The sequence below is a fragment of the Bacillus cereus group sp. Bce019 genome, from assembly GCF_051781745.1.
Taxonomy (GTDB): Bacteria; Bacillota; Bacilli; order Bacillales; family Bacillaceae_G; genus Bacillus_A; species Bacillus_A cereus.
The window spans coordinates 204,059-216,224 of the sequence record NZ_JBPWJX010000005.1 but is presented as its reverse complement, the minus strand read 5'-3'; the positions used below and the strand labels follow the sequence as shown (position 1 = coordinate 216,224).

Here is a 12,166-nt window from a genome sequence, read left to right as displayed (position 1 = left end):
TTCCCCGATAGAATATCGGGAAAAGGCCGTGGCATAATACTCTTTTTATTACTGTCTACTTGACAGGGAGATGACCAAGATAGCTCTTTTTTTATGGCCTTGGGTTATAGAGGTAATCGATAACGGCAAAAGTGTAAAGACCAATGAATGCAAGTGTACAAATGCCAAATAGTATAACCGTAAGTGCGCTTTTTTCTCGTCCAAAACCAATGATAGTAAGAATAACAGCAGTCCAAAATGATGCTTTCAGTAGTGTGAGTGTAGTAGGAGTTGAGTAATGAAGCCATGTTGTGGAAAGTAGGAAACCAAAGAATGTAACTAAAATAAAAGCTGTAGCTAAATAGTTAATATGTTTACCATATCTTAATAGCATGTCGCACCTCCTTTACGATTTTAAAATACAGAAAATTACAATTTCATCTTAATATAAATGAATATAAAAAGAAAGAGGTTGTCCCAACATGTCGGACAACCTCTCTACCATTACGATAATACAGCTTTAATTTTTTGGAATGCCCACTCTAAATCTTCTTCAGAGATTACTAGAGGTGGTGCGATACGAATTACATTTTCGTGTGTTTCTTTACATAATAGACCAGCTGCTTTTAGTTGTTCACAGTAAGGACGAGCTGGCTCGTTTAATTCGATACCGATGAATAAACCTTTACCACGAACTTCAGTGATCATTGGGTTATCAATCTCTTTTAATTGCCCAACTAATTTTTCACCTAATTGAAGAGAACGCTCTGTTAATTTTTCTTCTTCTAACACTTCAAGAGCCGCGATAGAAACAGCACATGCAAGTGGATTACCACCGAATGTAGAACCGTGAGAACCTGGCTCAAATACACCTAAAATGTCGCGGTTTGCTGCTACGCAAGAGATTGGGAACACACCGCCGCCAAGTGCTTTACCAAGTATGTACATGTCAGGAGTTACATTGTCCCAGTCACAAGCAAATACTTTACCAGTACGGCCTAAGCCAGTTTGGATTTCATCTGCTACAAATAAAACGTTTTCTTTTTTACATACTTCAAAAGCTTCTTTTAAGTAACCAGCTGGTGGGATATTAATTCCTGCTTCACCTTGAATTGGCTCTAAAATAAATGCTGCTGTGTTTGGTGTAATTGCAGCTTTTAATGCTTCTAAATCACCGTAAGGAATTACAACGATGCCAGGAAGCATTGGACCGAATCCACGCTTGTACTCTTCATTTGAAGACATAGAAACAGAACCCATTGTACGTCCGTGGAAGTTATCTTCACAAACGATGATTTCAGCACGGTTCGCTTCCACTTTCTTCACATCATAAGCCCAGCGACGAACTGTTTTAATTGCAGTTTCAACAGCTTCAGCACCTGTATTCATTGGAAGTACCATTTCTTTATTAGTTAGTTTCGCAACTTTTTCGTACCAAGGACCTAATTGATCGCTATGGAAAGCACGAGAAGTTAACGTAACACGATTAGCTTGGTCAATTAAAGCGTTAATAATTTTCGGGTGACGATGACCTTGGTTTACTGCAGAATATGCACTTAATAAGTCCATATAGCGGTTTCCTTCAGGATCTTCTACCCAAACACCTTCTGCTTTAGAAATAACGATTGGAAGTGGGTGATAGTTATTTGCTCCGTATGTGTCTGTAAGTTCGATAATATCCTTAGTTTGAATCATGATTGTTCCCCCTTTTGTTATTACAAGAAGTTTGTAAATACTCTAAATATTATAGCATTTAAATGTAAAAAAGCGAAACATTTCCTGAAAATAAATGAACATGTTATCATATAGAGTGAAAAAGTGTGAAAAGAGGAGGTAAGGGATACGATGGTACATATGCATATTACAGCATGGGCGTTAGGTTTAATTTTATTCTTCGTTGCGTATTCACTTTATTCAGCAGGAAGAAAAGGGAAAGGTGTACATATGGGGCTTCGCCTAATGTATATCATTATTATTGTGACAGGCTTCATGTTGTACATGAGTATTGTGAAGACAGCAACAGGTAGCATGCACATGTGGTATGGCTTGAAAATGTTAGCTGGTATTTTAGTTATCGGTGGAATGGAAATGGTTCTTGTGAAAATGAGCAAAAACAAACCAACAGGGGCGGTTTGGGGCTTATTTATTGTTGCGCTAGTAGCAGTATTTTACCTTGGGCTGAAATTACCGATTGGCTGGAAAGTATTCTAATAAAAAATAAAGCCACCTTATAATCTCAAAGACTTGGGAGATTATAAGGTGGTTTTTTACTTTATCCCGTAAACATCAGATTGGTGAAGGCTAATAATCAGTGGGCTCCCCCACTGATTAAAGTTTCACTTTATGTCGCATCGATATGCAACTCTTCTCCATTTACTTTCGTAAAACGGAACATATTTTTATTTGACGTAGTGTGACGGACGAAATGGTGCTGCAGTGTACAGATCATTTCTTCGTTATCAAACAAAAGAATATTTACTCCTTCGCGTGACTCCTCTTGCGGTAAGAAAGATAAATAATTATGACAATACATGCAATCATATAAAGAGTAGTGAAGTGATTGCAATGATTCCGTTAATAATGTGAAGACAGAGTCAGGTAATTCCTCCAGCCATTCATTATAGCTAAGAAGTAACTTTTTTCGAATACGTATCATTTCACCGTTTTGCAAATGGTGTTGCTCGTTGGCGATTTGTAATACATCTTGTTCATAGAAACGGGCTGGTAGCCAATTGTTATTATACAAAATTTCAAACCCATCTTCGGCAATATCTTCTAATAAAAACGCTTCATCATTTTCATCATCAAAGAATACCCACTCATTGTTTATATATTCTACATTACCGACTGTATGAGCACGGGGTTGATTATATAAAATATGTTTACGTTGTATCATACACGATTTCTCCTTTATGAAAAGTAGTTATTCCTGTTATAGACAGTTCGTGCATTCTTTATAACTAGACACATATAGACATAGGTGGGCATACAATAAAACACGTTTTACTGAGTGAAAATGCTATTCCATATGTGGATAGTAGGTTATCGTCAAGTTTTTCATTTTTTTGATCCGCACTCTTAGGGTGGGGATTACTGCACGTTCAAGAAAAGAAATAAGATGGAAGGATGATTTATATGTGCGGGATTACAGGATGGGTGGATTATAAACGCTCATTAGAAGGAGAAAGGGATGTCGTTACGAAGATGGCTGAGACATTAGCCAAACGTGGGCCGGATGATAATAAAGTTTGGATTAAAGGCAATGTCGCATTTGGGCATAAGCGGTTAATCGTTGTGGATCCTGAGGGCGGTAAACAGCCGATGACTTGTTTAAAAGATGAAACGAATTATGCCATTTGCTATAACGGTGAACTTTATAACACAGAAGACATTCGAAAGGAATTATTAAGAAGAGGATATACGTTCAAAGGTCATTCTGATACAGAAGTATTATTAGCTTCTTATATTGAATGGAAAGAAGAATGTGTCGATCATTTAAACGGTATATATGCGTTTGCAGTATGGGACGAACAGAAAGAACAAGTATTTATTGCGAGAGATCGATTAGGTGTAAAGCCACTTTTTTATAAATATGATAGCGGACGCTTACTATTTGGTTCGGAGTTAAAAGCGATATTATCGCATCCAGATGTGAAGGCGGAAGTAACGTTAGAAGGGTTATCAGAAATATTCGGACTCGGACCGTCAAGAACGCCTGGCCACGGTATTTATGCTGGTATAAAAGAATTGCGTCCAGGTCATGCGATGACATTTTCAAAGAACGGTTTATGCATATGGAGATATTGGAATGTAGAAAGTAAAAAACATGAAGACTCTTTTGAAGAAACAGTAGAGAAAACGCGCTTCTTATTACAAGATGCTATTACAAGACAGCTTGTTTCTGATGTACCACTATGTACTTTTTTATCAGGTGGTGTAGATTCGAGCGCTATTACAGCTATCGCAGCGAAAGAATACGAGAAATCAGGAAAAGGGCAATTACACACGTATTCTATTGATTACGAAGATAATGAAAAATACTTTAAAGCGAGTGCATTCCAGCCAAATTCAGATGCTCCGTTTATTAATTTAATGACTGAGACATTTCAAACAATCCATCATCGCTGCGTCATTTCGAATGAAAAATTAGCAGAGTATTTAACTGAAGCAGTACTCGTTCGTGATTTGCCTGGTATGGCAGATATCGATTCGTCATTATTATGGTTTTGCCGAGAAATTAAACAAGATTTTGTCGTTGGCTTATCTGGAGAATGTGCAGATGAAATATTTGGCGGATATCCGTGGTTTTATAGAGAAGATGATTTACAATCGAGTGCATTTCCGTGGATGCGTTCTACAGAGGCACGTGAACAACTTCTAAAAAAAGAATGGAGAAATAAATTAAATTTACAACAATATGTACAAAGGCGCTATGAAGAGTCGATTCAAGAAGTTCCTATTTTAGAGGGAGAAAGTCCGTTAGAAGCAAAAAGACGTCAATTATTTTATTTAAATATGGTATGGTTTATGACAACATTATTAGACAGAAAAGACCGTATGAGTATGGGGGCGAGCTTAGAAGTACGTGTTCCATTTGCAGATCATCGTCTTGTCGAATATGCGTGGAATATTCCTTGGGAAATGAAAATGTATAAAAACCGCGAAAAAGGTCTATTACGTAAAGCGTTAGAAGATGTACTTCCACATGATATCTTATATAGAAAGAAGAGTCCTTATCCGAAAACGCACAATCCACACTATACAAAAGCAGTAACAGTATGGCTTCAAAGTTTATTAACGGATAAAGGTTCAATTTTACACGAACTGTTTGATAAAGAGCAGTTGAGCGGATTGATTCAGTCTGGCGGCAGTGCATTTCAAACACCATGGTTTGGTCAATTGATGACTGGGCCACAGCTTTTAGCCCATTTAGCGCAAATTCATGTTTGGTTTAAAGAATATGGAGTAAATATTAAAGAATAGGAGAAAAGCGACTTACTTTATAAGTAAGTCGCTTTTTATTAAAAAAATTGTCATATAAAATTCAGAATCATATTAGAAAAAATACTTATTTAGAATAATTATCTTTACGTATTTATTATTAGTTGTTATAATTGGAAACAAATGTTCTTGAAAAAGATTCTCATTTATAAAATTGAGGTGTTATATAGATGAAAAAGAAAAAAATAGGTTTACTCGTAATGGCGTATGGAACACCAGAATCATTAGACGATGTAGAGGCGTATTATACACATATCCGTCACGGGCGTAAGCCATCAGAAGAAGCGCTTGAAGATTTAATTGGGCGCTATAAAGCGATTGGTGGAATTTCGCCGCTTGCAAAAATTACGAAAGAACAGGCGCATAAATTAACAGATTCAATGAATAATATATTTACAGAGTATGAATTTACTTGTTACTTAGGTTTAAAACATATAGCTCCATTTATAGAAGATGCTGTAGAAGAAATGAAGCGTGATGGGATTGAGCAAGCGATTAGTATCGTATTAGCGCCGCATTATTCTACATTTAGCATTAAAGCGTATAATGATCGTGCTATTCGTCTTTCAAAAGAAATCGGTGGTCCTGTTATTGAATCAATTGAACAATGGTATGATGAACCGAAGTTTATTTCGTATTGGGCAGACCAAATAAAAGAAACGTTTACAGAAATTGATGATAAAGAGAAAGCAGTCGTAATTTTTTCAGCGCATAGTTTGCCAGAAAAAATTATTGCAGCAGGAGACCCATATGTAGAACAACTAAAGCATACGGCAGATTTAATTGCAGAAGCTGCAAATATTCAAAACTATACAATCGGTTGGCAAAGTGCTGGGAATACTCCAGATCCGTGGATTGGTCCAGATGTGCAAGATTTAACGAAAGATTTATATGAAGAGCATGGGTACGAATCTTTCATATATTGCCCAGTTGGTTTTGTAGCGGAGCATTTAGAAGTTTTATATGACAACGATTATGAATGTAAAGTTGTAACGGATGAATTAAATGCCAAATATTTTAGACCAAATATGCCGAATGCGCAATCTGCATTTATCGACTGTTTGGCTGAAATTGTTTCCAAAAAAGTGAAGGAAATAGTTGACAAAGATCTAGTTTTGAATAATAATTAGTTTATAATAATTTTAAACAAATAATAATTACTGTGAAAGAAAGAGGAGGATCCCCCTAGATGAATCCAAATAATCGCTTAACAACAAACCAAGGTGCTCCAGTTGGAGACAACCAAAATTCTCGTACAGCTGGTCGTCGTGGACCAGTATTATTAGAAGACTATCATTTAGTAGAAAAACTTGCACACTTTGATCGTGAACGTATTCCGGAGCGTGTTGTGCATGCACGTGGTGCAGGTGCTCACGGTGTATTCGTAACGAAAAATAGTATGAAGCAATATACGAAAGCTGCATTTTTACAAAATGAAGGAACTGAAACACCTGTATTTGTTCGTTTTTCAACGGTTATTCATGGTCAAGGTTCTCCTGAAACAGCACGTGACCCACGTGGGTTCGCTGTTAAATTTTATACAGAAGAAGGAAACTACGATATCGTAGGTAATCATTTACCAGTTTTCTTCATTCGTGATGCAATTAAATTCCCTGATATGGTACATTCTTTAAAACCAGCACCTGATACGAATATTCAAACGCCAGATCGTTACTGGGATTTCATGACGTTAAGTCCAGAATCTACACATATGATGACATGGGTATTTTCTGATTACGGTACACCAGCAAGTTATCGTGAAATGGAAGGTTTCGGCGTCCATTCATTTAAATGGATTAATGAAGAAGGTAAAATTGTTTATATTAAATACCACTGGAAACCACAGCAAGGTGTACGTAACTTAAATGCGAAAGAAGTGCAAGAAGTACAAGGGAAAGACTTCAATCATGCTACTCGTGACTTGTTCGACGCGATCGAAAAAGGAAATCACCCGAAATGGGATTTACACGTACAAGTTATGCAATTAGATGAAATGGATTCTTTAGACTTTGATCCACTAGATCCAACGAAAGTATGGCCAGAAGATCGCTTCCCGTTAATTGAAGTAGGGACAATGACGTTAAATCGTAATCCGAAAAACTTCTTTGCGGAAGTAGAACAAGTAGCGTTCTCTCCAAGTGCAACTGTAAATGGTATTGAGCCATCGGAAGATAAATTATTACAAGGTCGTTTATTCTCTTACCCAGATACACAGCGTTATCGTCTTGGTGCAAATTACTTACAAATTCCTGTGAACTGCCCATACGCAGCTGTTCATAATCAACAACGTGATGGTGCGATGCAAGTGAATCAAAACCCATCTACAATCAACTACGAACCGAGCCGTCATGCAGAGAATCCAGTTGAAGACCCAGCTTACCGCGATTCAACTATGAAAGTAGAAGGCTATGTATCTCGTGAAAAAATTGACAAACCAAATGACTTTAAACAAGCAGGTGAGCGTTACCGTTCATTCTCTAAAGAAGAGCAAGACAACTTAATTGCAAACTTAACAAATGACTTAAAAGACGTAAATGAACGCACAAAATTATTAGCTGTTTGTAACTTCTTCCGTGCAGATCAAGAATACGGTATGCGTTTAGCGCAGGCATTAAATGTTGATATTACGCAATATGTAGGAAATGCTCCGAAATAAATAGGAAAAGACGACTGGGTTTCGGTCGTCTTTTTTATGTGTAAAGTTACACGCGGGTATTCTTCAGTTTCGTTATGTCGGAATTTGTTGGTAAATCGATATCTTGTGTCGAAACGTTGATATATTGAAAGAAACAATCGATATATTTGAAAAATCGTTGATATATCCAAAAAACCGTTAATATATTTTCAATTATACTAGGTGGGGTATCTTGCCCGGTGCGCAAAAAAGAGATGCAATCTATCATCGATAGATTGCATCTCTTTTTTAGTTCACTCGCTCAGTATACTCATAAGCTTTCTCCCCATGCATCGAAATATCAAGCCCCATATGTTCCTCGTGCTTATCTACCCGGACAGGGAGGAAGAAGTTGATTGCTTTAATAATGGCATACGTCATTATAATTGTGAACGCATATGTTGCGCCGATCGCTACAAGTTGTTTCAACAGCAGCGAGGCGTTTCCGTAAAATAATCCGTTAGCGCCATCGCCGTTTACGGCAGTAGTTGCAAATAATCCTGTCGCAATACCGCCCCAAGTTCCACCGATGCCGTGACATCCGAATGCATCGAGTGTATCGTCGTATCCGAATTTTGTTTTTAAGAAAAAGACCGCTCCGAAGCATAATACGCCGCCAATTGCTCCGATAAGAAGAGCTGAGAAAGGTGTAACGAACCCGCAAGCTGGTGTAATAGCGACTAGACCGGAAACGGCGCCACAAGCAGCTCCCATCGCAGTCGGTTTTGATTGGAAGAACCACTCTGAAAGCATCCAAGTTAATGCTGAGGCAGCGGCAGCTATATTTGTATTAATAAATGCAGTTAAAGCTACATCATTTAAAGATAATGCGCTTCCGACGTTAAAACCGAACCAGCCAAACCATAGTAAGCCTGCGCCTAACATTGTAAATGGCAAATGGTGAGGAGAAGAACCATTTATGTTTTTTCGTTTTCCAAGGAAAATAGCTAATACAAGACCAGCAACTCCGGAAGTGATGTGAACGACGTTTCCGCCAGCGAAGTCTAGTGCACCAAGTTCCCTTAGCCACCCGCCGACGCCCCATACCCAATGAGCGACAGGATTGTAAACAATCGTTGTCCATAGAAGGATAAAAATAAGAAAGGCAGAAAATCGCATTCTTTCAGCAAATGCACCTGAAATTAAAGCTGGAGTTAAAATGGCGAACATGAGTTGAAACATCATGAATAAATTGTGAGGAATAGTAGATGAGTAGTCTGGATTTGGTGCGTAGGTAACTCCGTTTAGACCGAACCAATCAAGTGTACCGATAAGCCCGTGCCAATCTGGTCCGAATGATAAAGAATAACCGATAACAATCCATTGAATCGAAACGATAGCCATTGCACTATAACTATGCATCGTTGTACTGAGTACATTTTTGCTGCGAACCATACCTCCATAAAAAAGTGCCAATCCTGGTGTCATCAACATGACCATTACTGTCGTCACAAACATAAAAACTGTATCTCCCATATTCATGATTTTCCCTCCTATAATGTTAGAAAAAATAACATCGCTTTGTTATGTTTCATATCATATTCGAAAATCAACTAAAAATCAACTAAAAATTCAGAAAAATATATACATGATGTTAGAAAATGTAACATATATTATTTTGTGAGGATTGAAATCGACATATGCGTTTCTCTTGGATAATTGGTATAATATTCTTACAATTAAAAACTTGGGGGATGCGTGTGGGAAAAATACGGACTAGGAAACTATTCATTTGTTTTTGTTTAGCTTTTGTTTTGTTTGTACCAATACATACTTTTGCAGACGAAAAAAGAGAGTGGAAAGATGAAGTTATATACTCCATTATGATTGATCGCTTCAATAATGGAGAACCGAAAAATGACAAACAATTAGAAGTTGGTAATTTAGAAGGGTATCAAGGCGGGGATATAAGAGGAATTATAAAAAGGTTGGATTACATAAAAGAAATGGGTTTTACTACCGTTATGCTTTCGCCGCTTTTTGAAAGTGGAAAGTACGATGGATTAGACGTGCGAAATTTTAAAAAGGTAAATGAACATTTCGGGACAGACAATGATGTGAAAGAACTTGTAAAAGAAGCTCATGCAAAAGGAATGAAAGTTGTATTTCAATTTCCGCTTGGAGAAAACGAACAACAGGTAATTGACGCAATGAAATGGTGGATAAAAGAAGTTGATTTAGACGGAAGTTATGTTATACATAGTGAAAAAAAGCCGCGTTCCTTTTGGGATAACGCGCAAAAAGATATGCAAGTGATAAAGAAAGATTTTCGTATTATGACAAAGGAGGATAGCGAATACAACGAAAAAATAGTAGAATCGTTTTCCAAAGCGGATGTATCGGTGAAATCGTTATACGATGTGAGTAAAAAAGAAGGGGAATTTGTTACGTTTTTAGATGATCAAGAAACAAAAAGATATGCACGTATTGCAAAAGAAAATATGTATTACCCGCCATCACGTTTAAAGTTGGCGCTTACTTATTTGTTAACATCACCTGGGATTCCGAATTTTTATTACGGAACTGAAATTGCATTAGATGGAGGAAGTGTACCCGATAATAGACGATTAATGGATTTTAAGTCAGACGAAAAGTTTATGCAACACATAACAAAACTAGGTGAACTTAGGCAGGCGAGACCGTCTTTACGACGCGGTACGTTTGAGCTTCTGTATGATAAGAGCGGGATGAGCATACTAAAACGAAAATATAAAGATGAAGTAACTTTAGTAGCAATTAATAATACGAAAGAAACACAAAAAGTCTCCTTACCTGCAAATGAAATTGGTGAAAAACAAGAGTTAAGAGGATTGTTGCAGGATGAAATTATAAGAGAGGAAAACGGAAAATTTTATCTCGTTTTAAAGCGTGAAGAATCAAACGTGTATAAAGTTAACGGAGAAACAGGTGTGAATTGGTTATTTATCTCCTTAATCGTTGGTGTGAATGTATTATTTATTGCGTTTCTAATTGCAGTTAAGAGGAAGCGTAGATGAGATGAGAAATTACTCGCTCTATGTTCATGTCTTCTTATTGTATTTGTAAGTTTGTTCGGTGGCGCGATAGTGTTTATTCTGTTGATATGAAATTTCTTAAGAGAAACGATACGAAAATGAAAATTTCTCTAATGAGAGGGGGATTTCAGGTTAGGGAGAAAAAGCCTTCTTCCTAACCTGTTTTTGTGTCCATACGGATAAAGAAAGACCTTTGAAACAAACAATAATTGCAACTATATTAATTTTACATTACATTAAAAGTTAGAGAATACTCTTATACTAATATAGTGCTAAATAGTAGGTGGGAAAATGGAGTTTTACGATTTGGGTATTACCATTAAAGAGCTTAGAATTAAAAAAAATATATCACAATCCGAATTATGTCATGGAATATGTTCACAAAGTCAAATTAGCAAAATAGAAAAAGGTGTGATTTATCCATCTAGTATATTATTATATCAATTATCAGAAAGACTTGGTATTGACCCAAATAATATATTTGCATTAACTCAAAACAAAAAATTAAAATATATAGAAAATGTAAAATACGTAATAAAAGATTGCTTAAAGCAAAAACAATATAAAGAACTTTATGAAATAGTAAAAAAAGAGAAAAACTTAAATAATTTTCAAACAAAAGAAGATAAACAATTTCTAATATGGCATGAAGCAATTGCTATATTTATGGTGGATAAATCAATAAAAACTGCTTTAGATTTTTTAAATAATGCATTAAAACTGACTTTAACTAATTCTGATTTTTTATCAGAAAGAGAAATAGATATTATGCAAACAATGGCTATATTTTATGCGGAAAATAAAGAATATGAAAAAAGTATTAATATATTAAAAAGATGTTTAACTAATTTTAATAAGTTAGATTTTCCTAGAGATAAAGAAATTAAATTGAAAATTATTTTTAATTTAGCAAAAATTTTAGGTCATGCAAATCAACATGAAGAGGCAGTAAAATACAATGATATGGGTATCAAACTAGCTATTAATCTAAATACTTTATATTTACTAGGTGAATTATACTATGGAAAAGCTTGGAATTTATTGAAACTTAAACAACCTAATGAAGAAGATGTTGCAAATAACATGAAAAAAGCATTATTTATATTTGAACTAACAGAAAAAGAAAATCTGATAAAAATGGTTAAAGAAAAATATTTTGAAAACCAAACTGAAAAACCCCACTTATAATTCATTTGGAAATCACTTGAAATATAATAAAATCTACAGGGAAAATCCCTGTAGGTTTTAAACTTATAAACTTTCTTCTAAAATATTAAGTGTTTAATATAAATTTTTGAATAAGAGTTTACTTAGTGTACTTTTTATTTTGAAGTCTGCATCTTTATTAACCATTTATGCTTCTTTTTAACTCCATCCAAATATAATTAAAATTAAGATGTTTCAAATCGGAGGAAGGCACTTTGAGGTGTCTTTTTTTATGACCTTTATCATTAAATATTTAATGTTTTTTTAAATGATTACATGACATATTTTTTTT

The 12,166-nt window shown here is 35.6% G+C and carries 10 protein-coding genes; 6 read left to right on the top strand and 4 right to left on the bottom strand.

Going from position 1 to position 12,166, the window contains the following annotated elements; translation table 11 throughout:
* Positions 1-91 precede the first annotated feature (91 nt).
* On the bottom strand, positions 92-373 hold the full coding sequence (locus ACS2QP_RS11180) for a hypothetical protein (protein WP_000926857.1): 282 nt from the start codon (positions 371-373) through the stop codon (positions 92-94).
* A 110-nt stretch (positions 374-483) separates the two neighbouring features.
* Complete coding sequence (rocD, locus tag ACS2QP_RS11175) at positions 484-1,674, bottom strand: ornithine aminotransferase (protein WP_000616658.1); 1,191 nt, start codon at positions 1,672-1,674, stop codon at positions 484-486.
* Positions 1,675-1,824: 150 nt separating this feature from the next.
* Between rocD and ACS2QP_RS11170 the strand changes: the two genes are divergently transcribed.
* Positions 1,825-2,190 (top strand): YisL family protein, encoded by a 366-nt coding sequence (locus ACS2QP_RS11170; protein ID WP_000233494.1) that lies wholly within the window; start codon positions 1,825-1,827, stop codon positions 2,188-2,190.
* Between the two features lie 130 nt (positions 2,191-2,320).
* On the opposite strand, the gene ACS2QP_RS11165 is transcribed toward ACS2QP_RS11170, so the two are convergent.
* On the bottom strand, positions 2,321-2,875 hold the full coding sequence (locus ACS2QP_RS11165; protein ID WP_000616046.1) for a DUF2777 domain-containing protein: 555 nt from the start codon (positions 2,873-2,875) through the stop codon (positions 2,321-2,323).
* A 239-nt stretch (positions 2,876-3,114) separates the two neighbouring features.
* Between ACS2QP_RS11165 and asnB the strand changes: the two genes are divergently transcribed.
* The 3 genes from asnB (at position 3,115) to katB (ending at position 7,636) form a co-directional block, all read left to right on the top strand.
* Positions 3,115-4,962 carry an asparagine synthase (glutamine-hydrolyzing) gene (asnB, locus tag ACS2QP_RS11160; protein ID WP_438882425.1) on the top strand — a complete coding sequence of 616 codons (1,848 nt, stop codon included), beginning with the start codon at positions 3,115-3,117 and terminating at the stop codon, positions 4,960-4,962.
* Between the two features lie 188 nt (positions 4,963-5,150).
* Positions 5,151-6,110 (top strand): ferrochelatase, encoded by a 960-nt coding sequence (hemH, locus tag ACS2QP_RS11155; protein WP_153582181.1) that lies wholly within the window; start codon positions 5,151-5,153, stop codon positions 6,108-6,110.
* Positions 6,111-6,169: 59 nt separating this feature from the next.
* Positions 6,170-7,636, top strand: coding sequence for a catalase KatB (gene katB, locus ACS2QP_RS11150; protein ID WP_001069176.1), 1,467 nt, complete (start codon positions 6,170-6,172; stop codon positions 7,634-7,636).
* Between the two features lie 267 nt (positions 7,637-7,903).
* Here the strand turns inward: katB and ACS2QP_RS11145 are convergent, their stop codons facing one another.
* Complete coding sequence (locus ACS2QP_RS11145; RefSeq protein WP_438882424.1) at positions 7,904-9,136, bottom strand: ammonium transporter; 1,233 nt, start codon at positions 9,134-9,136, stop codon at positions 7,904-7,906.
* A 158-nt stretch (positions 9,137-9,294) separates the two neighbouring features.
* Here ACS2QP_RS11145 and ACS2QP_RS11140 point away from each other — a divergent pair, with 158 nt between their 5' ends.
* Positions 9,295-10,650, top strand: coding sequence for an alpha-amylase family glycosyl hydrolase (locus tag ACS2QP_RS11140; RefSeq protein ID WP_153582178.1), 1,356 nt, complete (start codon positions 9,295-9,297; stop codon positions 10,648-10,650).
* A gap of 309 nt (positions 10,651-10,959) precedes the next feature.
* Positions 10,960-11,856 (top strand): helix-turn-helix domain-containing protein, encoded by an 897-nt coding sequence (locus ACS2QP_RS11135; protein WP_326263374.1) that lies wholly within the window; start codon positions 10,960-10,962, stop codon positions 11,854-11,856.
* Positions 11,857-12,166: the final 310 nt, after the last annotated feature.

Coding starts and splice junctions, on each gene's coding strand:
- ACS2QP_RS11180 (WP_000926857.1), bottom strand. CDS start 373: ATGCTATTAAGATATGGTAAACATATTAACTATTTAGCTACAGCTTTT.
- rocD (WP_000616658.1), bottom strand. CDS start 1,674: ATGATTCAAACTAAGGATATTATCGAACTTACAGACACATACGGAGCA.
- ACS2QP_RS11170 (WP_000233494.1), top strand. CDS start 1,825: ATGGTACATATGCATATTACAGCATGGGCGTTAGGTTTAATTTTATTC.
- ACS2QP_RS11165 (WP_000616046.1), bottom strand. CDS start 2,875: ATGATACAACGTAAACATATTTTATATAATCAACCCCGTGCTCATACA.
- asnB (WP_438882425.1), top strand. CDS start 3,115: ATGTGCGGGATTACAGGATGGGTGGATTATAAACGCTCATTAGAAGGA.
- hemH (WP_153582181.1), top strand. CDS start 5,151: ATGAAAAAGAAAAAAATAGGTTTACTCGTAATGGCGTATGGAACACCA.
- katB (WP_001069176.1), top strand. CDS start 6,170: ATGAATCCAAATAATCGCTTAACAACAAACCAAGGTGCTCCAGTTGGA.
- ACS2QP_RS11145 (WP_438882424.1), bottom strand. CDS start 9,136: ATGAATATGGGAGATACAGTTTTTATGTTTGTGACGACAGTAATGGTC.
- ACS2QP_RS11140 (WP_153582178.1), top strand. CDS start 9,295: ATGCGTTTCTCTTGGATAATTGGTATAATATTCTTACAATTAAAAACT.
- ACS2QP_RS11135 (WP_326263374.1), top strand. CDS start 10,960: ATGGAGTTTTACGATTTGGGTATTACCATTAAAGAGCTTAGAATTAAA.